General features: G+C 46.9%; 24 protein-coding genes. 8 read left to right on the top strand and 16 right to left on the bottom strand.

Features of this window, described 5'->3' with window-relative positions:
- The first annotated feature begins 344 nt into the window (after positions 1-344).
- From J2T20_RS14175 to nagA, 3 genes are read left to right on the top strand one after another with little or no spacing between them, the layout of a single operon-like run.
- Positions 345-1,226 carry a MurR/RpiR family transcriptional regulator gene (locus J2T20_RS14175; RefSeq protein WP_307589363.1) on the top strand — a complete coding sequence of 294 codons (882 nt, stop codon included), beginning with the start codon at positions 345-347 and terminating at the stop codon, positions 1,224-1,226.
- Complete coding sequence (gene nagB / locus J2T20_RS14170; RefSeq protein WP_307589361.1) at positions 1,223-1,951, top strand: glucosamine-6-phosphate deaminase; 729 nt, start codon at positions 1,223-1,225, stop codon at positions 1,949-1,951. The genes J2T20_RS14175 and nagB overlap by 4 nt, the downstream gene beginning before the upstream one ends.
- Entirely contained in the window at positions 1,939-3,120 is a 1,182-nt protein-coding gene (gene nagA / locus J2T20_RS14165) for an N-acetylglucosamine-6-phosphate deacetylase (protein ID WP_307589359.1), read from the top strand. The genes nagB and nagA overlap by 13 nt, the downstream gene beginning before the upstream one ends.
- Before the next feature lie 135 nt (positions 3,121-3,255).
- On the opposite strand, the gene J2T20_RS14160 is transcribed toward nagA, so the two are convergent.
- Entirely contained in the window at positions 3,256-4,173 is a 918-nt protein-coding gene (locus J2T20_RS14160; protein WP_307589357.1) for a YhcN/YlaJ family sporulation lipoprotein, read from the bottom strand.
- Between the two features lie 212 nt (positions 4,174-4,385).
- On the opposite strand from J2T20_RS14160, the gene J2T20_RS14155 reads away from it, so the two are divergent.
- Positions 4,386-5,456 (top strand): glycosyltransferase family 4 protein, encoded by a 1,071-nt coding sequence (locus tag J2T20_RS14155; RefSeq protein ID WP_307589355.1) that lies wholly within the window; start codon positions 4,386-4,388, stop codon positions 5,454-5,456.
- Positions 5,457-5,503: 47 nt separating this feature from the next.
- Here the strand turns inward: J2T20_RS14155 and J2T20_RS14150 are convergent, their stop codons facing one another.
- Both J2T20_RS14150 and J2T20_RS14145 read right to left on the bottom strand, forming a co-directional pair.
- A complete protein-coding gene (locus J2T20_RS14150; RefSeq protein ID WP_307589353.1) occupies positions 5,504-7,318 on the bottom strand; it encodes a glycosyltransferase in 1,815 nt (604 codons plus the stop codon).
- 20 nt (positions 7,319-7,338) lie between these two features.
- Positions 7,339-8,289 carry a glycosyltransferase gene (locus J2T20_RS14145; RefSeq protein WP_307589352.1) on the bottom strand — a complete coding sequence of 317 codons (951 nt, stop codon included), beginning with the start codon at positions 8,287-8,289 and terminating at the stop codon, positions 7,339-7,341.
- A 185-nt stretch (positions 8,290-8,474) separates the two neighbouring features.
- Between J2T20_RS14145 and J2T20_RS14140 the strand changes: the two genes are divergently transcribed.
- The 3 genes from J2T20_RS14140 to rfbG are packed head-to-tail and all read left to right on the top strand — an operon-like array spanning position 8,475 to position 11,217.
- Positions 8,475-9,344 (top strand): glycosyltransferase family 2 protein, encoded by an 870-nt coding sequence (locus J2T20_RS14140; protein ID WP_307589350.1) that lies wholly within the window; start codon positions 8,475-8,477, stop codon positions 9,342-9,344.
- Between the two features lie 26 nt (positions 9,345-9,370).
- Positions 9,371-10,141 carry a glucose-1-phosphate cytidylyltransferase gene (gene rfbF, locus J2T20_RS14135; RefSeq protein ID WP_307589348.1) on the top strand — a complete coding sequence of 257 codons (771 nt, stop codon included), beginning with the start codon at positions 9,371-9,373 and terminating at the stop codon, positions 10,139-10,141.
- The gene (rfbG, locus tag J2T20_RS14130; protein WP_373457802.1) at positions 10,108-11,217 is read left to right on the top strand and encodes a CDP-glucose 4,6-dehydratase; all 1,110 of its coding nucleotides are present in this window, start codon (positions 10,108-10,110) and stop codon (positions 11,215-11,217) included. Before rfbF ends, rfbG begins: the two co-directional genes overlap by 34 nt.
- A gap of 254 nt (positions 11,218-11,471) precedes the next feature.
- On the opposite strand, the gene J2T20_RS14125 is transcribed toward rfbG, so the two are convergent.
- The 13 genes from J2T20_RS14125 to J2T20_RS14065 all read right to left on the bottom strand — a co-directional run bounded on the left by J2T20_RS14125 (position 11,472) and on the right by J2T20_RS14065 (position 24,477).
- On the bottom strand, positions 11,472-12,425 hold the full coding sequence (locus tag J2T20_RS14125; protein ID WP_307589344.1) for an NAD-dependent epimerase/dehydratase family protein: 954 nt from the start codon (positions 12,423-12,425) through the stop codon (positions 11,472-11,474).
- Entirely contained in the window at positions 12,422-12,985 is a 564-nt protein-coding gene (gene rfbC, locus J2T20_RS14120; protein ID WP_307589342.1) for a dTDP-4-dehydrorhamnose 3,5-epimerase, read from the bottom strand. Before rfbC ends, J2T20_RS14125 begins: the two co-directional genes overlap by 4 nt.
- A gap of 31 nt (positions 12,986-13,016) precedes the next feature.
- Positions 13,017-14,045, bottom strand: coding sequence for a sugar phosphate nucleotidyltransferase (locus J2T20_RS14115; protein ID WP_307589340.1), 1,029 nt, complete (start codon positions 14,043-14,045; stop codon positions 13,017-13,019).
- On the bottom strand, positions 14,042-15,040 hold the full coding sequence (locus tag J2T20_RS14110; RefSeq protein ID WP_307589338.1) for a hypothetical protein: 999 nt from the start codon (positions 15,038-15,040) through the stop codon (positions 14,042-14,044). Before J2T20_RS14110 ends, J2T20_RS14115 begins: the two co-directional genes overlap by 4 nt.
- A 26-nt stretch (positions 15,041-15,066) precedes the next feature.
- Positions 15,067-15,918 carry a hypothetical protein gene (locus J2T20_RS14105; protein ID WP_307589333.1) on the bottom strand — a complete coding sequence of 284 codons (852 nt, stop codon included), beginning with the start codon at positions 15,916-15,918 and terminating at the stop codon, positions 15,067-15,069.
- A gap of 44 nt (positions 15,919-15,962) precedes the next feature.
- Positions 15,963-16,670, bottom strand: coding sequence for a glycosyltransferase (locus tag J2T20_RS14100; RefSeq protein ID WP_307589332.1), 708 nt, complete (start codon positions 16,668-16,670; stop codon positions 15,963-15,965).
- Complete coding sequence (locus tag J2T20_RS14095) at positions 16,660-17,616, bottom strand: NAD-dependent epimerase/dehydratase family protein (RefSeq protein WP_307589331.1); 957 nt, start codon at positions 17,614-17,616, stop codon at positions 16,660-16,662. Before J2T20_RS14095 ends, J2T20_RS14100 begins: the two co-directional genes overlap by 11 nt.
- Positions 17,598-18,425: a dTDP-4-dehydrorhamnose reductase family protein gene (locus J2T20_RS14090; RefSeq protein WP_307589329.1), complete on the bottom strand. Its 828-nt coding sequence runs from the start codon at positions 18,423-18,425 to the stop codon at positions 17,598-17,600. The genes J2T20_RS14095 and J2T20_RS14090 overlap by 19 nt, the downstream gene beginning before the upstream one ends.
- Entirely contained in the window at positions 18,425-19,408 is a 984-nt protein-coding gene (locus J2T20_RS14085) for a polysaccharide biosynthesis protein (protein ID WP_307589328.1), read from the bottom strand. The genes J2T20_RS14090 and J2T20_RS14085 overlap by 1 nt, the downstream gene beginning before the upstream one ends.
- Positions 19,401-20,492: a non-hydrolyzing UDP-N-acetylglucosamine 2-epimerase gene (gene wecB / locus J2T20_RS14080; protein WP_307589326.1), complete on the bottom strand. Its 1,092-nt coding sequence runs from the start codon at positions 20,490-20,492 to the stop codon at positions 19,401-19,403. The genes J2T20_RS14085 and wecB overlap by 8 nt, the downstream gene beginning before the upstream one ends.
- A 52-nt stretch (positions 20,493-20,544) precedes the next feature.
- On the bottom strand, positions 20,545-22,065 hold the full coding sequence (locus J2T20_RS14075; RefSeq protein WP_307589324.1) for a glycosyltransferase family 4 protein: 1,521 nt from the start codon (positions 22,063-22,065) through the stop codon (positions 20,545-20,547).
- Positions 22,066-22,234: 169 nt separating this feature from the next.
- Positions 22,235-23,350, bottom strand: coding sequence for a CgeB family protein (locus J2T20_RS14070; RefSeq protein ID WP_373457803.1), 1,116 nt, complete (start codon positions 23,348-23,350; stop codon positions 22,235-22,237).
- 50 nt (positions 23,351-23,400) lie between these two features.
- Positions 23,401-24,477, bottom strand: a complete 1,077-nt coding sequence (locus tag J2T20_RS14065) for a CgeB family protein (RefSeq protein ID WP_307589321.1) — start codon at positions 24,475-24,477, stop codon at positions 23,401-23,403.
- A 600-nt stretch (positions 24,478-25,077) separates the two neighbouring features.
- On the opposite strand from J2T20_RS14065, the gene J2T20_RS14060 reads away from it, so the two are divergent.
- Positions 25,078-25,830, top strand: a complete 753-nt coding sequence (locus tag J2T20_RS14060) for an AAA family ATPase (RefSeq protein ID WP_307589319.1) — start codon at positions 25,078-25,080, stop codon at positions 25,828-25,830.
- The last annotated feature ends 189 nt before the right edge of the window (positions 25,831-26,019 follow it).

Here is a 26,019-nt window from a genome sequence, read left to right as displayed (position 1 = left end):
GCACTATGTGCAGGATTTCATCCTTATCCAGTCCCGTTCACTCTAAATTCTGCACATTGTACAGGATTTAGGGCTACGGCATCATTCGAGTTAAAGCACAGTGAAGTCGGATGAAGCAGTATGAAAATCATCACCGGGTTTTAACGCAGCCATTTGTCTATCTTATTAACTCCCAGGTAAGTTTTCGCAAAATATTGGTCATCCCGGGTAAGTTTACTATTGCATCCACAGTGATTTTATTTTATTCTAAATATGAAAATAATTTTCTTGTTTTGGTTCATAATAATAAAAATAATTTCAGTATTATTATTTTCTTCGCATTCATTTTCAAGATGAGGTGAGTTATGGCTCCGATCCTAAATGCGCTGGACCATGAAATGTCCAAGCTTTCACATATGGAACGTAAGCTGGCGGAACGCATTTTAGCCTCCCCCGGTGAGGTTATTCATATGGGAATACGAGAGCTGGCAGAGCAATGCGGTACCAGTCCGGCTACAGTAACACGATTCTGCAAAGTTTTTCATTTCAAAGGATTTCCCGATTTTAAAGTAAAGCTTGCTGCTGAAATTGCCCAAAGTGATTATGGACTGCAGGATGGCAGCTCTTCTTATCAAGATATTGTGGCAGGCAATCCGCTCTCGGTTATTGTGGAGGCTATGCAGTCGAACCATCTGGCTTCAATAAGAGACACTACGTCACTGCTGAATATAGAAAGACTTGAAAGCGTCGTTGATTTGTTATGTAAAGCCAGACGGATCGACCTATATGGGATGGCGACTTCATCGATTGTAGCTCAGGACTTTTACCAAAAGCTGATTCGTATCGGTGTGAACTGCACCGCTTTTTCCGACTCACATATGCAGATTACCTCAGCCTCAACGTTGTCTAAAGGGGATGTAGCTTTTGCCATATCGTATTCGGGAGAAACTCCAGAAACCATTGATGCCCTTTCCTGCGCTGGAGCTAGCGGAGCAAGTACAATTGCCCTTACTTCCTATGGGAGCAGCACTTTAGCCACGAATGCCGATATCCCTCTCTTTTCATCTTCGCTTGAACAGGGAATGCGTCGTGGAGATATGGCTTCACGTATAGCCCAGCTTCACATTATTGATATTTTATTCACTGGGATGGTCAGTACCCGCTTTAAAGATTACATTCCAAAGCTCGAGCAATCTTATCTGAATGTCCAACAGTATCGCCATAAACGAGGAGGTCAAATGAAATGAATATTTTCAAATTTCAAAATGACGAGGATTTCGTACAAACCGGTGCCAATTTAATTGTGAGCCTACTACAAAGCAACCCAAAGGCTGTGCTTGGCCTAGCTACCGGAAGTTCGCCTGTAGGTGTGTATGCCCGCGTGGTTGAAATGTACAACAAAGGCCTCGTAAGCTTCTCCAAAGCTTCTTCTTACAACCTCGATGAGTATGTAGGATTACCAGTCGAACATTCCCAAAGCTACCGTAGTTTTATGAACGAGCATCTGTTTAACCACGTTGATATCGACCTCAGCCGGACGCATGTCCCTAACGGAAATGCAGAAGATCTAGATGCTGAATGTCTTGCCTACGATAAAATGCTGGAGGAACACGGACCTGTCGATCTGCAGATTTTAGGAATAGGTAGTAATGGTCATATAGGTTTTAATGAGCCGGATGCCAGTCTCAGCAGCGGTACACATGTGGTGGATCTGCTAGAAGAAACACTCGAAGCGAATGCCCGATTCTTCCCTACTCTTGCTGAAGTACCCCGTCAGGCTGTAACCATGGGTATTGCAAGTATTCTAAAAGCTAAACAAATTGTTCTTCTCGTTCGTGGCGAGGAAAAAGCTGAGGCTGTTAAAAATGCAATTGAGGGGCCTATTACCACTCAATGTCCTGCATCCTTGTTGCAAAGCCATCCCAATGTTGTTGTGTTGCTAGATGAAGGAGCAGGAAAATGGTTGAAATAAATACCCTTGAAGGTGAGCTTTTATTCGGAAAAGTGCTTACTCCCGGCGGAATATTGGAGCGTGGAGTGATAGCAGTTTCTGCAGAGCAAATTTTTTATGTCGGTGAAGCAGAATGGCTGCCCGCTGTCTATGCAGCATGGCCTTTCACTATTGAAAAAGAAGGGCTGTTCATCCCCGGCTTTGTAGACGTGCATGTTCATGGCGGAGCCGGTCATGATTTCATGTATAGCGACTCTGAGGCGCTGAACTCCATTACGAAATTTCATTGTTCGCAAGGAACTACAACCATGCTTGCTACGACTATGACTGCTCCGAAAGCTGCAATTGATCAAGTGTTGTCCGAGGTTGACGCCTATAGATCCCGAAACATGCCTTATGCCCAGTTGGCAGGAGTCCATCTGGAAGGACCTTTTATTAGCCCTAAGTGGCCTGGAGCGCAAAATCCCGAGCACATTGTTCTAGCGAATATCGAATGGCTGGAAGAGTGGGAGACCCATTATCCAGGACTCATTCGTCAGGTCACTCTTGCTCCTGAACGGGAAGGCGCACTAACCGCTATTTCATGGCTGCGCAGACACAGCATTACAGCAGCACTCGGACATACCGATGCCACTTATGATGAGGTCATTACAGCAGCAGAGGCCGGGTTAAATCAAGCAGTGCATGCATTCAATGCAATGACAGCACTGCACCACCGTAAACCGGGCACAGTCGGAGCCGTTCTGGGTGATCATCGCATACGTGCGGAAATTATCGGAGACGGTATACATGTACATCCTGCTGTGGTCTCTATACTGGCCCAATTAAAGGGCGATAATCTGCTGTTGATCACAGACGCGATGTCGGCTGCAGGATTAAGTGATGGTGAGTACAAGATTGGCGATCTGCCTGTTTTGGTACAACAAGGTATAGCTACCCTTAAAGATCAACCTGAATCCCTCGCTGGCAGCACACTTACCATGATAAAGGGCTTCCGCTTCCTGGTTCAAGAGGTCGGTTTATCCCTTGAAGCTGCATCTCGGGCGGCAAGTCTTACACCTGCTGTATCGTTAGGCCTTGAACGGATCATTGGGTCTTTGGAAGCTGGTAAGCAGGGAGATATCCTCCTTCTCGACGCCGAGCTTAATCTATGCGACGTTTGGGTTCAAGGGAAAAAAATCACCTTCTAAATGATTTATGTTATACATTAAAAATAACGCAGCCGTACGCCTAAGGCGTTAAAGTGGCTGCGTTATTAGTGTTATCCGTTATAAAGGATAAATTCCATATGATTTAAAGATGTTTTTTTTCAAGAATTATAACTTTTACCGGTTAGTGTTGTTACCAGGGAAAATACGCTCCACCATCGAACTAAATTCTTGTACAAAGCCTTGAAGAGGGTATCCTCCACGGGCATTGTCTGCATAGCCGTTTACACGTTGTACGAATTCTGGATTATCAGAAACATACACAGTCTTAATTTGAGGTGCATTTCTTTTAATCTCAGCGGTAACTTTATCCTTAAGATCTCTAGGTAAAGTATCGGCATCAGCAGCGCCCATGTTCCCCATGCCACCAGTACCCATGCCGCCGGTTCCTGCACCATAGGTCCCCACACCTCTAGTTCCCATGCCGCCGGTTCCCATACCATAGGTTCCCATACTTCCGGTACCCATATTCCCGGCAGCACCGCTACCGCCTGCAGTACCATTCATTACTCCGCCTGTACCGGGCATGGCTCCACCTATACCTGTCATTGTTCCACTTCGACCTGTCATTGTTCCGTCCATGCCGTACGTTGTTCCATCCATACCGGATGTTGTACCACCTCTACCAGTCAATGAACCACCAGTTCCTAGCATGCCGCCACTGTTTCTACCCGTTGCCAAGGTTCGCGGGGAAGAGTCTGTTGCTCTTCCGCTACGCGTACCGGTACCGGCCTCATCCAGTGTTAAGGCAACATACGCTTTATTTCCAGCTACCAAAACATTAGCTGAACGAACATCTCTCATTGCTGTAATTCGGTCAGCCAAGTCCTGACTCATTTGGAGTCTGGTGACGTTATCTGTTCCATTTCTGCCCTTTACTGAGTTCACATTCAAACGGCCATCTTTAGCAGTCTGAACATTGTTTGTACGGACATTATTATTTCCAGCCGCATCATTAGTCCCGCAGCCTGTGACCCCAACCATACCGAGTAGAAGCGCCACTGCAAGGGACCTGCTGATTGTAGATCGCAACATGTACTCATCCTCCGTCTCTAAAGTTGTGATGTTTTGACGTAACAATCGTTAGGATTGCCTCCTTGTCCACAAGCTATGCTGAAAGGATTTGGGAGTAAAGAAATGAACTCTATAACCAAATATTTAATCAGGTTCAAGGGACCCACACCTCATCCCATCTCCAACGTATTGTATTTATATAGATATAAATTTCTGTAAAGGAGGGGGAGCCATTGAAGATCCTGTTTACCTTTTATATTGCAAGCGGGGGAATGGAAACGCTAAATCGAATGCGCTGCAATGAACTATCCAAGCATAATATCGAATGCCATCTTCTCTATTCAAGGGCAGGGTCAATGCTTCATAACAACAGTGGTACCACGGTGTATATCACTTCCAGAGATGATGATATTTGGCGGATCATTCATACCCACAATTATGATGCGGTTATCGTAGCTTCAGATTATGAAATGCTCGAACGATTCAGAAGGATGGGGTATAGAGGCATTTTAATTTTTGAAGCACAAGGATTAGGAATACAAGAGGAGGCTGTAAATTTACTGACGAAAGCTAAACCGTTGCTTCTCGCTCATTGTAACGCTTTTATTCTACCTCCTACCTTGCATTTAATGGAGCTTGTTATGGGAATGTTTCCTTCCTTACCGCGCTTTATCTTTCCCAACTTATTGGACATGGATTTATTCCACTATACCCCAAATGATCCGCCGCCTTTTCCAGTGATTGCGTGGATCGGTAGGCTGGAACCGAACAAGAACTGGCTGGATTATTTGGATATTTCGCACCAAATCATTAAAAGCTACCCCTCCGCTCGGCTATGGATGTTCTACGATTCACAGCTAATCATTCCGGAGGAGCAAGAGCGTATGCAGGCTAAAGTAGAACAGCTCGGTCTTGGACCAAACTTAATGATGCTGGATAACATTCCGAATCGAGAAATGCCGGTTTTCTTCTCTTTGATAGGTGACTCCGGCGGAATTCTACTCTCCACATCCCTGCTCGAAGGATTCGGTTATGCCGTTGCAGAGGCGATCAGTTGTAGATGTCCGGTGCTCAGCTCTGATTCGGACGGGGTTCGTATTTCTGTCAAACATAACGTTACCGGCAAGTTATACCCTCAAGGGGATATCGAACAGGCCGTACAAGAGGCCTTGGAATTAATGGGGAATTGGGAACTACGGAACACCATTAGAGCAGAAGGAGTTAAGCATATTTCAACTGAACTCTCTCCAAATCGTTATGCCCGTTCCTTTCGTGAAGTAATGAATGCACTAGGTGTATTTTAAATATAAAAATAGTTTTAACTAAAAAGAGCCCTTCGGCTCTTTTTAGGTTATACATTATAATTGATACAGTATCTGGATAACCGTTCATGAAGTTCCAAGAGTTTGGGGAAGGAATCTAACTCCCAAATGGCAAATAAATCGGCTTGTATGGCAATCTGTTCTTCTTCACTAATATCGATAGCTGCAACGGGTAACGATATCTCTTCCATATCCCACAGCCTATGAAGAAGCAGATTTAAGGCCGTATCCACATAGTGATTAAATGCCTTGAAGCGTTTGGGATAAATGGCTCGAATTCGGCCCAGCCCCGTCAAATATTCATTAATCTCAGGCAGGGTAATATAGTCCGGCATCATGGTCAGCACCAGCAATTGAATCTCTATCTCACCCGGATACTTTTCACAAAACTTCAGATAGTTCCGGCGTGATTGCAGAATATTTTCTGGTTGAATCGGATGTTCCTGATGGAAATTTATCACTGCATCATTATGGATAAAAATTGCGCCTTTTTTGGCGGCACGGTATCCAAACTCCCAATCTTCCCAACCGAAACCTTCAAAGTGTCCATCAAAACCTCCAACCTCTTCAAAAAACCGTTTCGTAAGGGAAACATTATTCGTAATCATATTTATCCATGAGTATTCAAAATGCTTAAACCGATTCCCATAATCTGACAGTATATTTTCGAAATAAGAATTACCAAAGCTCCATCGCTGCAAATGAGCAGGATCAAACATCATTTCAAAGGGAAGCAATTGAACGGGAGTACGATCACCCTGAATAAAGCGGTCTATGAGTGGAGCTGCTATAGGATGGCCGGAATAGCTTTCTTTCATATTCGTTATCTGGTCTGAGGAATAGTTGGGGTCAGCAACAGTATAGATACGTCTAGACCGCATGGCTCCCGAAACAACGTTCCGTTCTCCTTTTAGGTGATGATTGATATGTGCCCTAATAAATTCAGGATCGCAAATCATCTCCGCATCCACAAATATAAATGTACGTCCTACAGCAATACGTGCACCCAGGTTGCGCACCACTGATCTTCCCCTATTGCTTTTCAACTGAACACAAATTAAGGAATAGCCCGGGTTTACTATTTCGTACACGGACGCTGTAGAATCGGAAGAAGCATCATCCACAAACACTACTTCCATTTGCTGCGGAGGAAAATGTTGTCTATCCAATGACAATAATGAAAAATGATTCAGCGGATAGCGATTGTGGGAGGGGATAATCACGCTTACGGCGAGATCTCTTTTGATTCCATAATTTACGGATATACCCCTGTCAGGATCACGATAAAAATATAGATCCTTTTCCTCCCCGTTCAGACTTGAAAACAGATAAGCATTAATCTCATCCCCTGTCCTGGCTGAGGACCATAAGCGGAATTCCCTGACATCCCCTTTGAACATGCCGTAAAAATGGCCCCCAAGCCCAAGCGAAGGGAATAGCTGATCGACTTTACAAACAGCACCTTCTTCTTTAATCCAGTGTCCATTAATATAAAGTTGAAGCTTCTTGTTATCCGAGACGACGGCAACATGCTGCCAATCCGAGAAGTCATGAGGGAAAACAAGTCTGGCGGGAAGGTGATTCACGCAATGTTCGTACACCGAAATCCCGTTTGTACCCACTGAAATACCGCAGCCTGCGGCTCCTACAGGATAGAAATCAGGTCCGACCACATACTTTCTCCCATGTAAGCCGTCCGCTCCAACGTTACTTTCTGGATCTAGAATTTGCTCCTCTTCCGCCTTCACCCAAAATTCGTAGGTAAAGGTGTTGCTGATATCGCAAGTTTTTTGGAACCTGATCAATTCGTTACCGTCAAAGTGTAATGTCTTATTATCGAACACGAAGATTCCTCCTTGCTTCACTATTGATTCATTGCTTTTTGATAGATCCATAAATAATCATCCGTCATTTTGGACCTGGAGAATTGTTCTCCGACGTACTTCCGCAATTCCTCGGGAGAATATGGAGCATTATTATGGAGAAGCTTGTGTGTCATTTCCGTAAGTGAGCCGCACATCATTTGGGGGAACTGCTCTAATATTTCGGGTACTGCTCCTTTCCCCAGAGCAAGCACTGAAGTGCCGCATGCTAACGCTTCAATTAAGACCAGCCCGAACGGCTCATCCCACTGTATTGGGAAAAGGAGGCATTTCGCATGTTTCAGCAAATCCTGGCGAATCGTTCCACCGACCGGTCCTACATATTTCAGCAATGGATTTTGCTTTAATCGAGGTGTTATTTCTTGCAGGAATAGCTCTTCATCATGAGGTGGCCCCGCTATAATCAGACGCTGTCCGGTGGTTTCCGCAAGATCCATCGCTTCGATAATCCCCTTTTCCCGGATAAGCCTGCCCATAAATAGCAAATAATCGTCTTTTTCATGACTGAACTGGTAATCATCAAGAACAATCCCGTTATGCACATACCAGCCGTTTCGACCGCCTATTGTTTCCCATGCGCTACGGCTCACATACACCGGAAAATGAACAGAATTATGGACGGGCAGGTGGATAGTGTGCACCATTGGAATGTTTACTCCGATCCGGCTGATCGCGGAATCAAAAGTATGGTCATGTATGATATCAATACCGTTAGGAAGAGTCTCCGATACATAAGAGCTGATTTGATAGTCACCGACAAACGGGTAATGAATCACCGATCCGGAAACGGAACTACCGGGCGGAGCATAGAGAATAACATCATGACCACGGAGGCTCAGCTCTTGAGTAAGGTCATAAATAACCCGTTCTGTTCCCCCATCCCTTTGCGGAGGAACGGTTTCATGATTCGGTGCAATCTGTAATATCCTCAAGTCAAACCCTCCTGACTGAATAACCTACTACTACATATATGTATACAGGGCATATTCCGCATAAGGAGTATGCCTATAATCGTAATAATCGTTTCCCAAAGGATGCTAAATATTTGCGGATGTCCGGTGCATTTGTCCGTGTCTGTATCCCTTCTATTTGTATTTACTATAAAAGGAGGAGAACGATGATGCCCAACCTATCTGTCTTGATGCCGGTATATAATGCCTCCCGCTATCTAGGGGTCGCGATAGAGAGTATCCTGTCCCAAACCTATACAGATTTCGAACTGATCATCATTCATGATGGTTCAACCGATCACAGCCTGGAAATTATTCATCAGTTAACCGATCCACGTATAAAACTAATCGACAACCCGGTGAACAGCGGAATCGTTTCCTGTGTTAACAGCGGTTTCGCCGCTTCTTCTGGAGCTTTTATCGCCAGAATGGATGCGGATGATTACAGTTTGCCTAATCGATTCAAGGCACAGCTTCAATTTATGAACGTCCACTCCGATATCGGGGTCTGCGGAACGCAGTACCGGATCATTGGCAAAGTCACACCCGAAGTTCCAGTTTCGATGCTCCCCACTCAACCCGATATTCTTGCCTGTTCTTTGCTGCTCCAGTGTTGCCTGGCGCATCCAACTGTAATGATGAGAAGGAACATCCTGGAGCGACTAGAAGGTCCCCTCTATGAAATTTCCTACAAGCATGCCGAAGATTACCGCTTATGGGCAAGACTGTCGGGCATTACCCGTATGGCCAATTTAAAGGAGATTCATCTACTTTACAGGCACCATGAAGGTCAGATTACCAGAACGATGTCACGGGAACAGCTTATGCAAGCTGACCGGATCCGTCTGGAGCTGCTCAACCAATTGGGGCTTTATCCTACTCCCGAAGAATGGGAGACTCACTTGGATTTATGCAATTGGAAGTGTAATGGAGACCCGTCTTCACGGGAATGGATCCGTAAGATTTTGTCCAACAATCTGCTTATAAGAAAGTACGATCAGGCAGCGCTGATGCAGGTATTAAATCAATGGATCTAATCGTTAAACGAAAGGGGAGCGTCTATATGAAAGTAGTTATACTCGCAGGAGGGTATGGAACACGCATTAGCGAAGAATCACATCTTCGACCTAAACCGATGATAGAAATCGGGGAAAAACCGATACTGTGGCACATTATGAAATCATATTCCTATTATGGGTTTAATGATTTTATCATTTGTCTGGGCTACAAAAGCAATATCATCAAAGAGTACTTTTCCCACTATTATTTGTACAATTCCGATATCACTTTTGACTTTACGAATAAGAGTGAAGCTTTCATCCACCAGCATAAGGCGGAACCTTGGAAGGTTACGCTTGTAGACACAGGGCTGGAAACGCTAACGGGAGGCAGGCTGAAACGTATTGCGGATTTTGTTGGGGATGAGACTTTTATGATGACTTACGGAGACGGCCTCTCTTCAATAGACATTACAAGTTTGCTGGCCTTCCATCACAGTCACGGTAAGCTCGCCACAGTAACTGTAACCCAGCCTCCGGGCAGATTTGGGGCCATGCAGTTAAATGATCAGCACATGGTAGAAGCCTTCAGAGAGAAACCTAAAGGAGATAACTCTTGGATTAATGCTGGTTTTTTTGTATTAGAGCCTCAGGTTTTTAAGTATATCGATGGTGATCATACCGTGTTCGAAAAAGAACCCTTGGAAAATATCTCACGCGATGGTCAGTTAATGGGTTATCAATTCGAAGACTTCTGGCATCCCATGGATACTCTGAGAGATAAGAATTATCTGGAGCAACTATGGAAATCGGGGAATGCGCCGTGGAAAAAATAAATTTTTGGAAAGACAAAAAGGTGTTCATTACCGGCCATACTGGATTCAAGGGCACCTGGTTATCGATTTGGCTGCACCGGCTAGGTGCCAGAATCACCGGATATTCTGACGCTCCACCGACCGATCCCAGCCTCTTTCACTGCTGCCAGAGTAATCAGCTTCTACATTCTGTCACAGGAGATATACGGGATTCCGGCCGCCTTGAAGCGGCCATGCACGAGGCCGACCCGGATATCGTGTTCCATCTCGCCGCTCAACCGCTCGTCAGAGAAGCTTATCGCCGGCCTGTTGATACTTATGCCACCAACGTTTTAGGTACGGTACATGTACTCGAAGCAGTACGTCAGAATGCTCTTCGAGGAGGAGCGGTCAAAGCCTTTGTAAACATTACAACGGATAAATGCTACGAGAACAGAGAGTGGCTATGGGGATATAGGGAGAATGATCCTCTGGGGGGCTTCGACCCCTATTCCAATAGCAAAGCGTGTTCCGAACTGGTCACTTCCTCGTATCGGAATTCGTTCTTTCATCCCGATCGGTATCAAGAACACGGAGTGGCCATCGCCTCCGCTAGAGCGGGGAATGTTATCGGAGGTGGGGACTGGGCTTCAGAACGGCTTATTCCGGACTGCTTCAAGGCCATCTGCAGTCGTGCTCCTCTAGTGCTTCGAAGCCCCGGCTCTGTTCGACCGTGGCAGCATGTATTAGAACCGCTCAGCGGTTATCTCCTCTTGGGACAACGACTTCTGGAAGAGGGGATACGTTTTGGGGAGTCCTGGAATTTCGGCCCGGAGGATACAGACGCCCGAAGTGTGGAATGGGTGGTTCGGCAATTTTGCAGCTTATGGGGAGAGGGAGCAACCTATGAGGTGCAAGCCGACAACCGGCTGCATGAAGCAGCCTTATTGAAGCTGGACTGTTCCAAAGCGAAGCTTGCCCTTGGATGGCATCCACGTTGGGATTTGGATACCACTCTTGTTAACACTGTCGAATGGTATAAGGCTTATTCGAAGCAGGAAAATTTGCTCGAGGTATGTCGCGAACAGATCAGACAGTACGAACAGTGCTCTAGTTAATGACACAAAAATTCGGATCCCTTTAAGCTATTTTCACTTCACTTCACACCTCTGTGTTGTGGACTGTGTTGCGGACAGTATTTCCGCTAATTGGGGGAGTCCGTTAAACTCCATAATCGTTAGATTTTGATCAAATAGGGTCATCTCTGTATTCATCTGCCTCCCCATCCCTGTCACTCTCATATATTTTTAAAATAAAGCAGCCTTGTTCCGGTGAATTACCGAACAAGGCTGCTTTATTCATGCTATTTTGATCAGACTCCACTTGTCGGTGGCAACTGTTCCAAATCGAGGAAAATCAACTGAATTTGTCTCCGCAGTTCTTCTCTCCCAAGGTGCTGTCCAAATCCGTACCGATCCTCCAATTTATTCAAAGAAATTTCAAACCGGTTCTCTTGCTGCGGCTGCTCCCCTTGAATAAGCAATTGAACCGGATGTGGATACATTTCATCATGAACTTCCTTAACCAATTCCGCAGCTTCCAGAATGGTCATATGACATTGTGAGCCAATATTCAGAACATCATAGGAAGCCGGGAAATGGGCAAGAACTGCTCTTGTTGCCCCTGCCACACTATCCACACTGACAAAATTCCTTATTTGCTTTCCCGAGGAACGTAAAGTGATCTGTTTGTCAAAGAAAGCTTCCCTGCAAAAGCAAGCCGGCACCAAACTCCAGCGGTTTATCGTTGGAAGTGTGAAGTATCCATATACATTGGTCGGCCTCATGCTGACAGCTCTAAGCAGTCCCTTCCGCGCATACATCTCCGTGTACATTTCTGCCATCATATGATTAGCAGCATAGTCATTCTCCGGATAGAAAGCAGATTCCTCCGTAATAAGTCCCTCGAGCTCCGACCCTAATACTTGTATGGTTGAAAAGAAAACCACTTTATCAATTCTGTTATTTACGGCAAAATCCAGTACATTTTTTGTTCCGATTACAGATAACCGTATCCCTTCGCGCCCATTCTTGGAAACAATATCGTTGGCTGCCGCAAGATGAACAATAGCATCCCCACTCAGTTGTATGTCGGGAAAGCTGTCGGAGAGCACATCACATTCGTAATCCTCGTAGCTATCGACTGCCTTCCCTTCCTTCTTCTGCAGTTTCCGAAGCATACGAACCACCTCATGACCGTCTGCATGAAGCTGCTTGCACAATACACTTCCGATAAACCCTCCTGCTCCGGTCACTAGAATTCTCATACCGAATCAATCCCTTTATTCTGATTTACAAACATGTCCAGTGTCGGTAAATTACTGTCTTTACTAGAGAGAATCGGATCCTGGATGGGCCAATCTATCGCTAGCGAAGGATCATTCCAACGAATTCCGCTGTCGGCAGTCGGAGTATACACATGGTCCACCTTATAAAGTACGGTACAGTGATCACAAAGCGTGCAGAAACCGTGCGCAAACCCCCGTGGAATGTAAACCATAGACAGGTTATCTTCGGATAGTTCCAGACTGTCCCACTGTCCAAAGGTGGGAGAATCTTTCCGCAAATCTACAAATACATCTAAAACAGCTCCGGTAACAACCCTTACCAGCTTGGTCTCTGAGAAAGGGGCGTATTGAAAATGTAGCCCCCTAATCGTTCCTTTTTTCAACGTTACCGATTGATTCTCATGAACCCACTTCTGATGAATACCGTAAGCCGAGAAGGTCGACTCTTCATAAGTCCTCATGAATATCCCCCGATGGTCGTGAAAAGGAGACATTCGGATCTCATATACGCCCGCAAGTCTTCTGGGAATGATTTTCACGCCTTATTCCCCCTTAAATAAACCGAATAGATTATTCTTCAAGCCAACTGCATTGCGAGTGATCCCCAAGGATAAAACGTCCTTTGGCGAAGGTGCCACTTTGACCCTTTATACATGCCTTGTCTCCTAGAATGCTGTTGCTGAAGGCTTGCCCAGTTCCTAGAATGGTAACATCAGAGAGTAAAATACTGCGTTCAATACTGCATTCCACCAAATGGGCACCAGATATCATAGATACATAAGGACCAATAGAACAGTTTTCCAACCTACACCCGGGACCGATAATTACGGGTTCATGAAGAGTGCACTTTATAAGAACGGCATCCGAAGAGATCAGCTTCTTCCCTTGGCAGACCTCATCCATCATCCATGTGTTAGCCTCCAGCCATCGCTCTGTGTTCCCTACATCAGAAACATTTTTGTGTGTAATTACATAAGACACCTTGTTCTTCTGGTCAATTAACCGCTGTATTGCGTCCGTTATCTCCAGTTCTCCCCTTAAAGAGACTGTCAAGTTGCGAATGTGGTCAAAAATTCCGGATTTAAAGGCATAGACACCGACTATAACCAGATTGCTTTTCGGGTACTTCGGTTTCTCATCCAGTCTTACAATCCGGTGATCGTTAATTTCGACAACTCCATAATGCTGAGGGTCAACCACTTCCGTAAGCAGGATACAGGCCTCGGCTAGCCGCAGTTGATCCATGAGCGGACCAAGCGGCTCCTTGACCAAGTTATCGCCTAGCATAAGGACAAAATCACTCGTCCCAATAAAGGATTCGGCTGTAGCAACAGCATCCGCTATCCCTTTCGGTTCGTTCTGGTACAGATAAGTCAGAGTGACGCCGAACTTCTCTCCGGTACCGGCCGCATCGTAAATGACGGCTTCCTGAGAAGGATGAATAACGATTCCGATATCATGAATCCCTTCATCTGCAAGCTTTTCAATGGCATAGAACAGTATCGGCTTACCCGCGACTGGTATCATCGTTTTCGGCCTGTTGAGCGTGTAGGGTCTAAGACGTGAACCTTTTCCGGCACAAACGATTAACCCCTTCACAGCCACTCATCCCCATTCTCCGACTGTACTTCAGACCTGCCCAGAAACGGATCTATACCAGACTCAAAAGCTTGAACATTTTTACCGTAAGCTTTTCTTTCCTCAATGGAAATCGGACTGCCGTCCAAATAATAGTCGTAGCTCCAAGGCACTTCAGAGAGCTCATTCATTCCCATAACCTCCAGTTCATCCACATAGGCCTGAAGCAAGTGGTACAGCGGATTGCTTTTATCGGGAATCCATTGGTCCATGCAATACTGCAGCATCCCATGCATCCCAGAATAGTGGTAACAAACGAACGGGAAATCATTTTCCAGCCAAAAGTAGCCTTCCTCTTCCCTGACAATCTTCCGGCATTTCTCGTGTAAATTCCAAGCCGCCACGTTATAGCCCGGATGCTTCCAAACTTTGATATCAAAAAAAGCTGGAGCCAGGTCTACCCACTTCTGATCTACAAAGAAAGGAGCATGATAATGACAGTAGCTATACAACCGTTGTCCCCACCATTCAAGAAAACGTAGGGATTCCTCTGATCTGCGCAGCGCCAAAAATCCTGTATTAAAAATACCGTGTTGGAGGTACCCCAGAGGCTCAGGAGTCGGTTCCATACGGTGAGGGGATAATAGTATAGGGTGCTGCTCCAGAGCAGCTAAAAGATCATCAAAGGGGGCGTAGGCAATAATATCCGTATCCATAAATATCACATTCTGCTCATGTGGATACCTTTCAAATAAAGAGCAGAGGAACTTCGGTTTAATGGAGGTTACCGCCTCCAGCAGGCTGTATTTGAAGATACTTCCTTCAAATCTGGGAATTTCCAAATCTTTAGCCAGAACGACCTCATCAAACCAAGGGACATTTACTGCTGCCGGATGAATCGTTCGTTCCATCAGACAGATCACAATCCATGCATACGGCATGTGATATTTGACAGCTCTTGCCATCATTTTCGCTTCATGCAAGTTGTCTGCACAGGTTACTGAACAAATAATCATGTAATCCACCCCCTACAAATCTCATATTAATAACCATTTGAGGATAGCCATCCCTTATAGTCGTTCCAAAGGGAAGCATACTCCGTATTATCAGGCACATATGTCTTCAGGCAGTAATCGAGTAGGCCCAAAAAATTACTGAAGTTTACGCACCGGATCGGTACACCGCCCATTAGTCGATATTCTCCGCTCTCCCGGCAAAGCCATCTATGGCTTTCATGAAGATTCCAGAAGGCTAAATTGTAGCCTGGATGCCGCAAAATTCCGGTATTAAAGAAAGCCGGAGCAAAGTTAAGGTATGGCTGATCCGTAAAAATCCCCTTAGGCTGTCCTTCAAATTCTCCCGCGATGATGGTCAGCCACCAATTGGCAAAATTATTTCCTTCCCACGTATTTCTTATCGCCACAAGCCCCCCGTGAAATGTACCATCCTGAAGAGTACCGATTTCTCGAGAGCAATCCCAAGGTTTTGAAGGCTCCAGATGATGGGGAGTCAATACAACATCATAGTGGAGAAGCATTTGCTCCAGCTCGGTTAAAGGTCCCATCACATACATTTCCGGATCAAGGTAAACAATATGCTGCTCTTCCGGATAGGCTTCTAGTAGGTATTTAAGCAGTTGACCCTTCATAGCTGCAGCGTATTGAAGAGGATTAAACTTAATGATATAACGATCATAATCCTGAAATCCGATACAGCGGGAAAGTACTTTGGCGGTAATTATCTGGTCTACGTCTGGATGGTGCTGATCGGTATTTATTTTCTCTTCGACCAAACATACGACGACTCTGACATCAGGCATCTGCACTTTGACCGAATGCGCCATCAGCATGGCCGCCGGCAAGCCGGACGCATTAACGATCGTTCCGATAATCATTCCCCTCACTCCTTTATGTTGGATGGTTCTAGTGTCCATTTCGGCTACCCAAGCAATAATTGCTTCATTCTATCTCGGTATTTAGCTTGAACATTGGCTAGTTCCACCTTAATTTCCGCCTGATGCAGGCGCGTTCCCATTCCGTCATGCCACCTATAGTACACAAGCGTCTCATTCAAGAACGGAAAGGCAAAACCGGCTAATACGGCCCGATACCAGAAGTCCAGATCATGCGTATAGGGAAGACTTTCGTCAAAGAACCCGATTTGGTCAAACAGCTCCCGCTTCATCATAACTGTGCATCCATTCACGGGATTAGCGTGGAGAAAACATCCGTAAAAATCCTTCAAGGACGGGAAAACGGATGCGGCAGCGAATTTTGTCAGCCCCCCATCCCCATTAATGCAATTAAAGTTGGTATGCGAAATAAAGGCGCCAGTCTCCAGCATGAAACGCACTTGCCGTTCAATCTTGTCAGGCTTGTAGAAGTCATCCGAACTAAGCCATGCAATATAATCTCCTGAAGCATTGCGAATGCCATGATTGAGTGCACTGGCCGTGCCGCCATTAGGCTTCCCAAGGTAAAAGACACGATCTTGATATTTATGAATTTTCTCGGAATGACGTGTAGAGCCGTCGTCAACTACAATAATTTCAATAGGCTGATAGGTTTGCGCCAGCGTACTGCGAATGGCAAGCTCTACATATGGACAGTTATAAAAAGGAATGACGATAGTCACTTTAGGTTTCATGTCGACTCCCCCCTTCCGTACGAAAATAATGCAAAATATCGGCCATCGATTGCTCGATCGGAATTTCTGGCTGCCAATCGCAAATAGGTAAATACTCAGGTATAAACGGCTGCTCTACAGCTTGTGAAGTAGGATTTTCTTGCGAATCGTCTAGTTGGCTCCATGTAAGAGGCACGGAACAGGAAGCTAGCTTACTCATTAATGAGGCCGCTTCAAATAAGGTTCGTTCTATACCAGAGCTGATCTGATAAGTACTTCCTTGTTGACCCTTGAAGAGTAGCGAGGCATATGCCCTAACCGCATCACGAACATCTAGAAAGTCGCGGCGATCTTTTGGGGAAGACAGGGTGAACGGTATTTTAACTTCTCCGCGTTCCAGTCCGGAGATATGCCTGCCCAAAAGAGAGCAGAAACCGGAGGAAGGTCCGGGACCCATGAGGTTACTAGGTTCAGCTATAATGACAGACTGACCGAACAATGAAGCCCAACATAATGCTCCTGCCGACTGAAGACTTTTACTTAAACTATAAGGATGTGCCGGACGATAGGGTGGCAAGAGAGGGGCACTTAAACGTGACCCAGCAACAAGAATACGGCAGGAAGGGAAGGGTCGAAGCGCATTCAGCAGGAACAGAGTAGCCATTACATTGGACTCTAAATATAGCAGCGGTTTTTCCCATGCTTCCGGTACAGAATTTTTGCCACCCAGATGAAGCACATAATCTGGTTTGATGCCACGGATCGTTTCTTCAACCTCGTTTCTGTCCAGCAGATCGCAGATATGATAGCGGATGCCTAGAGTGCCCGTATTGACCGGTTTTTTGTGGACCATTCCTACCACATTCATGCCGATAGAGCTGAAATAATCGCAGGCATGCTGCCCCGTAAATCCGGAAGCGCCGGTAATTAAGACGGTTTGACGCGGCGTTAAACCTCGTTCATCCATATTTCCAGCTCCTTCAGCATAAACGAGTAATCCGGGACACTATAGTCCATATCCCTGCGGGTTGAAAGGAGCGTACGATCTTGAACAAGAGTATCGCAAGCAACTACATTTATTTCTTGAAGTCCCCAGACCTCCTTAAACAAAAGAAGCAGTTCATATTTACTGAGCACCTTCGGGTGAGAAAGATGAACAATCCCCGAAAGAGGAGACCTCATAAGTACACTGACTGCTTTCGCGAGCTCCAATGTTGTCACGCCGTTCCACAACACACGGCAGTATCCTGTTACCGTTCCTTGCTGCGACATAAACCAATTCAGTAGACCAATACCGCTAGAACGGATCTCGGGCCCGATGATCGAGGTACGGATCGTCAGGTGCCCGGGAGCTTTGATCTCTCCAAGCTTCTTAGTTAATGCGTAAGTGCTTGTTCCGTCCGGAATATCGGATTCGTTGTAACCACCGCGCGTTCCCTCAAAAACGCAGTCCGTGCTGATATGAATCAGTCTTGCACCTATATGATCGGCAGCAAAGCGTAGCTTGTGTGGAAAAAATCCGTTGATATGATAAGCATTAATGATATCCTGGTCCGCAAAATGGTTCAGAACACCAATGGCATTAATAATAATATCCGGGCGAATGAGCTCCAACGTCTTCTCCACAAGTTGATCGTCGGCAGCATCAAGAAGTAAGCCCTTCTTATCCTCAGAATTACGGGTAGTATAGAACACTTCCACACCGTTCTGGCGTGTAAAAAAATCTACCAGCATATGCCCGGCCATACCGTTTCCGCCAAAAATTAACAGCTTCATTATAAAAATCCCCCGCGCTGCAATATAGCTCTGATTTCGTCTTTTGAAATTAATTGCCGGTCGGAACAGAAGCTACTAAAAGAGACTGGAGCGAAGCGCCGGTAATGCTCCTTCAATTCAGGCATATCCAGCGTCGGCAAAATGACCAGATACTGCTCATCGTAAACAACAGTCGTTCTGCTCTCAAACTCGCTCATTAATATTTCGTGAATTTTCTCACCGGGACGGATTCCTGCCTCCACAATACTTACACCCGACTTTCCGGAAGCCTCGATCAGCACCTCGGCCAAATCAACGATGCGGCAGGTCGGCATCGTCATCACGAAGATTTCTCCTCCTATGCTTAATTCTGAAGCTTTGAACAGTAAAGTAATAGCATCACGTAGCGTCAGGAAAAAGCGGGTCATTTGCATATCGGTAATGCGTACCTGACCTTTATCCTTAATCTGCTTCATGAACAAATGCACAACGCTGCCGTTCGTTCCTAGTACATTGCCACCACGTAAGGTAACAAAGCGAGTGTTTGAGCCCAGAAGATTAGCGTAAACGATCAGCTTTTCACCAATGGCCTTGGTCATACCGTAAAAGTTGGACGGATTAGCAGCTTTGTCAGTTGAGATATAGATTACTTTTTTGACATTGCTGACAATAGATGCTTCGATAACATTTTGCGTACCTACAACATTCGTCTTTAAAGCCTCATAAGGCTGGTCTTCACAGACAGGCACATGCTTCAACGCCGCTAGATGGAATACATAATCCACACCCCGGCAAGCTGCAGTTAATGCGTCTTTATCGCGGATATCCCCGATGACGAAACTGAGGCGACTATCCTCAAATTCACGGCTCATCGCTACCTGGGCAGACTCGCTGCGCGAGAATATGATGACTTCCTTAGGGTTTTGCGGCAGAAGTTGCCTGATCAGTTCATGCCCCCAGGAACCGGTGCCGCCCGTGACCAGAATCCGTTGTTTATTAAACATGCAGGTTCCCTCCAAGCAGAAATTTAACTACCTTTACCGAGACATCCGGGGTCAAATAGCCCTCAGGTACCTCCCATCTTCGGCTTAGCGCCGTCATCAGTTTCACACTCCGCAGAATGCTGTCAGCATTCACGCCGGACACCACGTTGCTGCCGCAATCCACCGTTTCCGGCCGTTCGGTTGTTCTGCGGATCGTCACGGTAGGTACACCCATTAGGCAACACTCCTCCTGAACGGTGCCACTATCCGTAATCGCGCAGAAGGTATCCTGCTCTAAGGCTACAAAGTCAAAAAATCCAAAGGGCTCGTGAAATTCAACAAGAGGGTTCATTTGCAGGGAGAGTTGCTCCGTAAGTTTGGAGCGTGTGCGAGGATGAATGCTGCAGATCAAGCGGATTCCGAAATGTTCAGCCACTGCGTTCAAACCGGACATTATTTGCATAAGTGATTGCGGATCATCTACATTCTCGGCCCGGTGAGCCGTTACTAGAAAGTATTGACCCGGAGACAGCTGAAGCCGTTCCAGAATATGGCTGGCCTGTATTTGAGGCTTATAATGGGACATCACCTCATGGATTGGATTTCCCGTCAGTACAATACGTGCTGAAGGAAACCCTTCACTGAGCAAATGCCTTTTGCTCTGCCCCGTGTAGGGCATATTAATCGTAGAGACGGCATCAATGACCCGGCGGTTTTTCTCCTCTGGCACCTGTAGATCGAAACAGCGGTTCCCGGCCTCCATATGCATGACCGGAATACCCATACGTTCGGCAAGAATGGCGCATAGAGCGCTGTTGGTATCTCCAAGGAGCAGAATTCGATCCGGTTGTTCCTGCTGCAGGATGGGCTCCAGTCCGCCAAACATGGCGGCAAGCTGACCGCCCAGACCGGATTGTCTCTCCTGCAGGACATAATCCGGGGCCCGCAGACCCAATTCGGCAAAGAAGATACCGCTTAGACTTGCGGTGAAGTTCTGTCCCGTATGCACAAGAATATGCCGGTCCGCATGCTGATCGAGAAGCGGGATGATCACACTTAAACGGATGATCTCGGGCCGTGTGCCCAAAATCGTCATGATCTTCATGGGTTCACTCCCCTGCCTTATTTTTGTATGTGGAGCTTAAGAGGGTCAGACTCTAAGCAGTTTTGCGGCGGCTGCTACGCCGCGCGCTCCGGCGCTTGCCCTTGCGCTGCCCGGCAGTGCGCCGCCGGGCGGAGCCCCCGCGCCGCTTCCGCCCAGCGCGGCGCGGCTTCACTGCCGGGCGCGTACGTCTGCGCGCCCGAGATTTGGCGCGGCGTAGCTTGCCGCGCCGGAGCTTGCCGCGCCGCAGCCGGGCGCGGCGTTTACGGCCGTTGCGGCGTGGGGCTTCCGCCGCTTCGGGGCCGGGCTGCGGCTCGGGTCCGGGCACGCCCGGCGCATCCGCCGCAGGCGGCACTGTCAGCGCAGCGGCGTAACGCTCCGCGCTTGGCAAGCAATAGCGGAGGTTCCACACCTCCGCGAGGCCTTGCAGGCGGGCGTGATATGCGGCCGGCCCGTATATTGCATTCACACGCTCACGCGCTTGATTGCCGAGGATTTCCGCCAGCCCCGGCTCCGCCAGCAGTGTACAAACCACTTCCGCCAAAGCGTCGATATCCTCTGCTGTTACGAGATAATCCGCGCAGCCTGCGGTGTGAAGAATTTCTCCCAGTCCCCCTGAGTTGTAAGAAACAACAGGCTTGCCGAAAGCCAACCCCTCCAGAGCCGTCATACCAAAGCCCTCACGAATCAGGCTGGGAACAACCAATACATCGAGCGCGCAGTAAGCGGCGGGAATACATTCCTCATAATCTACAAACCGAAAGAGGGAAGTTAATCCCTCAAGCTTCACCTTGCGGACACAGCGATCATAGAAGCTCTTATCGCCTGGCATGCCAACAACTAGAAAATGACTGGATGGATATCGAGACGACACTAACACTGCCATATTCACAAAATGTTCTAGACCCTTTTCCTTATTGATAAAGGAGGAGATATAGCCAATCAGCGGCTTATCCGGTGCGATTCGCAGTTCCCTTCGCCGCTCGCCTCGCAGCTTACTCCAAGCCTCCGTCATCATCTCGGCATCATTCCAAGATGGTGGGAGTAGCGTTACCTTCGCCTGGCGGATCTCCTCCGGGAAAGGAGCAGCCACCGTATGAGATATCGCCAGAATCTCATCGCTGTAACGGTGAATCAGGTCCACGCTGATGGGGGTATAATCATTGTCTGTGATCCTCTCCGAGATTTTCCAAACCACGGGGATCCCTAGAAATTTTGCTGCCATTGCCGGAAGTACGTGGACACAGGTGCTCGTAATAATAAAGGTTGGTTTAAGATTCCACAGCCATTGCGTTAACTCCGTAAACTCTTTACTTTCCTGAAGCGAACGGGCATCCGCCTCAAGCCCTGCATACGGGGTATACATACCGTACAGAAGTGGAATCGGCAGCAGTTGAACCTCAAGGCCGTGTTTCCGAGCCTGACGTGTCAGCTTTCCCTCATGGGGAGCAACAAGCAGACAGTTAAAGTATAGGGAGAGCTCCCGGCCGAAGAAGAGCAGCAGCTTCTCGGCGCCAGTAATACTCCGTGTATTTGACACATGAGAAAAGAGGACAATCGTAGCTTTGTCAGCCATGGCTTCTTGGCGCTCCCAATAAGGGACTCGGAGCAGCCATTCACCTCCTTAACGTTTTGCGAAGCAAAACTAACTTCGAAAGCACTTCGTACACCAACACTGGTACCATAGTATATTGCACAGGGAACAGATGCTGGCACGACACCTGTCCCCCGGTATTCGCACAAATCTAACCAAAGATAACGGTCAAAAGCTGATTCAAGCGTTTATTGTAAGTGTGATCCTTAAGCGTACGCTCCAAGGCACGCAGTGCAATCGCACGACGTTCCTCCTCATGAGTCAGATAAAAACGAATTTTATCCATCATTTCCTGCGGGTTGCTGAAGGTCTCAATTTCTTCACCCGGCTTATAGAAGGTTCCCAGATCTTCTCTGGCATCGCATAACTGCAATGTTCCAGAGGCCGCAATTTCGAAGGTTCGTGGATTGGGCGAGGCCGCTTGGATTAATAAAGTATTGTTGTTAGCAACTTCATCCATATGGGATCTGTGCAGGTTAATTACGATTTTGGATCCACTGTAGGTTACCGCTGTTTCTTGTGGAGTCATCCATTTACCAATTTCGATACGATCCCCGTATATCGGTGCTTCAGGAAGACGGTCCCACCATATTCCGTTAATGACGGTATTGAACGCCATCAGCTCTGGCATTATTGGCCGGAAGAAATCCACTCTGTTCCAATAAGCGGAGCCAATAAAACTGACATCACGAACCACAGGTGAACGTGTTATCGTTGGACGATAGTGATCCCGGTGAGCGCCAAATGGCAAATAGTGTACCTCCGCACAGCCCAAACCTTTGTAAAAGTCGATGCAATTCCGTTCCAGCGTAAACACATAGTCATAGTGGTTTACAATTTTCATCGTAAAATCTGTATAATACGGGTCATCTGTGAGCCATATGGCGGTACGAATACCGGATTCCCGGAGGGTGGCAATCTGATCTAAAGGCAAATCCATACCATCCAGTACAAGCACTAAATCCGGCCGTTTAACAGCTGCAAGCTCAACCAGATTCTGACGTACATCTGTAACCGTTACTTCCGTTGTCAGGCTTTGCAAAGATGAAAGAACAGCATCATCCAAAGGAGAATAGGGATAGCCTTTACCCGAAGCTACATACATGACATGGATATTCCGCACAGGAAGCGGTTCTTCTACACGGCCATTCAGTATTGCTAATCTTCCTCGAAGGTAACCCTCATCGTAACCGCCTTTGAAGCCGGTCAATCTTCCTCTCAGCTTTTCTTCTTCCGCAACCGTCAGCGGGTAAGGCGGAATAGGCATGATAAAATTGTTATCCATGGGTTGTCGCTCCTTTTATACGAGTCTTTTCCTTACACACGCTGGGCAATAACATCGAGCAGCTGCGGCATACGCGCAGTGAAGGTATGTCTTTTCAACGTTGTATGCAGACCTCTCAAAGCGAACTGCCGACGTTCCTTTTCATGGTCCAGATAGTATTCGATTTTAGCTTGCAGCTCCTCGGCAGAGCCGAAAGTATCCAGGTCATAACCGGGACGGTAAAAATTACCTAGATCATCCCGAATGTCCGTTAGCTGCATGGTTCCGCATGCATTAATCTCATAGGTGCGGGGATTAATAGACCGCGAGGGCAACTGAAATGAATTCCGGTTATCCTGCCCCGCTCCCCACGGCCGGTGAATATTGATGACAAGCTTCGCTCCGCTGTAGTAATTCGCTGTTTCCTCTGGAGGGATAAATCCATGACTGATAAAAGGAGACAGCTTATCATAGGTAGTTAACCTCTCCCAAAAACCGCCGGCTATAAACGTCTTTTTACTGCTTAAATAAGGAGCAAGCTGATCAAACAGCTCTGTCCGATTAAAGAAGGCATTCCCAATAAATACAATGTCGTATTGGTACTCAGGCCCAGTCCGTCGCGGGTAGAACATTTTCGGGTTGACACATAGCGGTAAGTAATGAACCGAAGCGGCACCCAGAGAGCGGTAGAAGTCGACACAACCCAGTTCGTGCGTAAACACATGATCATAAAATCTGCAAATTACCGAGGTATCCTCCGTGAAATAAGGATCATCCACAAACCATATTGCAGTTGGGATACCCAGATTGCGTATCTTTGCAATTTGATCTAGATGATTCTCTGGAAATACATGCAATCCATTCATTACGAGTACAGCCCCCGGCCGTTCCCTTGCCGCCGTTTCCAGCATTGCTTCCGGGGTACTAAGTATCAGCTCACTTACCAGAAGACTCAACGCCTCCGTTACCCCCGTATCAATCGCTTGGAACCCTTGGGGAACGTACATTAGCTTAAATGGCCTGCATTGCTCTACCTGATCAGGATTAAGCTTGAGCACTGCCTCGCACATTCCTAGACGGTACCCTTCCTGATAGCCGCTGTGGTATTCCCGCTTGTGCTCTTTATTCATTTAATCTTCACGTCCTTCACTTGGCCCTGTCATCTGTTCAAGACAGTATAACTATATGCGGAGTCAGCACCCGCCTCATGGTCATTTGTCTGTAGGACGGGGAAATTGGCACCTGTCCCCTGTCATTCGCCCGGCTCGTCAGCGGGGGATTGAAGTGTTTTAGCAAGTGAAAAACTGTTATGATTGGGGCTCCATCTCACAATTAGGGGTTGACCAAGAGTTTGCTGAACCTAAAGAGAGAACCCGTCAGTAAACGGGCAGAGAAGACCTTATTTGAGCAAAACCGGTCGATTAGGGAGCTTAACGGACTCCAGTGACACTATTGAGCAGTTTTCTTTTCAAAAGAGACTGTTATTGATTGAATAGCGACTCCTGAGTCCGCTTCATGTTTCGCATAACCCTTTGAGACTTAAATAGCGGCTATACAGTCCGTAGCACAGAGTTGTGAAGTGAAATAGTTAGCGATCTTCATCCTCTGCCCCATGGTGTAAAGTATTTCGTCAACCACTAGTTTTGATTTTGAACCCTAATTTGAGTACATCTATTTACTCGGACAACGGTAATCTTGCGCTGTTCCAAGAAACTGCAGGGAGGAAACCCATGAGTAACAGCATGCTGTATCTGCGTCATGCGGAACTGCTCCGTGATAAGGTCTCTTCATTTCACAACTATCCATTTCATTTGCCTGCGGTACGTACACTGGAGCGACTGGTTTTTGAGAGGAAGGTCACCTTTCTAGTAGGAGAAAACGGCACAGGAAAATCAACCCTGCTGGAGAGCATCGCTACCGCCTGGGGCTTTAACCCTGAAGGTGGAACGCTTAATTTCTCCTTTAACACCCGACCCTCGCATTCTATCCTGCATGAATATATGAGAATTGCCAGAGGGGCCCACCGACCTAAGGACGGTTTTTTTCTAAGGGCAGAAAGCTATTATAATGTGGCATCCTATATTGATCAGTTGGATGAGGAGCCCGGGGGTCCACCCATCAAGAACTCCTACGGAGGTAAGTCTCTGCACGAGCAATCCCATGGTGAGTCCTTCTTCGCTGCCTTCATTCATCGCTTCAGAGGACGGGGCCTTTACATCCTTGATGAACCTGAAGCCGCTCTTTCTCCCCTTCGGCAAATGTCTCTGCTGGTGCGTTTACATGAACTCGTTCAGCAGAACTCGCAGTTTATTATCGCGACTCATTCCCCCATTCTGATGTCCTATCCGAATGCGGATATTCTTCTGCTGGAGGGTGATGGTATCCGCCAAGTTGCTCTGGAAGAAACTGAGCATTACACCGTAACCAAAGCATTTATGAATGACCGCGAAGGCATGCTGAACGAGCTACTGAGCCCGGAATAAGCACGCTTACCCGGTGACGCAAAAATAGCCAGTCTCCGGGTGATTGGAGACTGGCTATTCAAATTGCACTTTAGATGTCATAAGAATCACTTGATTTTTACCGCTGTCCGCGACCTTCGCTCGACCGTTTTTAATTATTGCCAGTAACTATTAGCTCCCGATTAATTACGCTCCAGTAACTGATACATT

It is taken from the genome of Paenibacillus wynnii, assembly GCF_030812855.1.
GTDB classification, from domain to species: Bacteria; Bacillota; Bacilli; order Paenibacillales; family Paenibacillaceae; genus Paenibacillus_AQ; species Paenibacillus_AQ wynnii_A.
The sequence above is the reverse complement of the archived record's forward strand: the minus strand, read 5'-3'. Positions and strand labels throughout refer to the sequence as shown.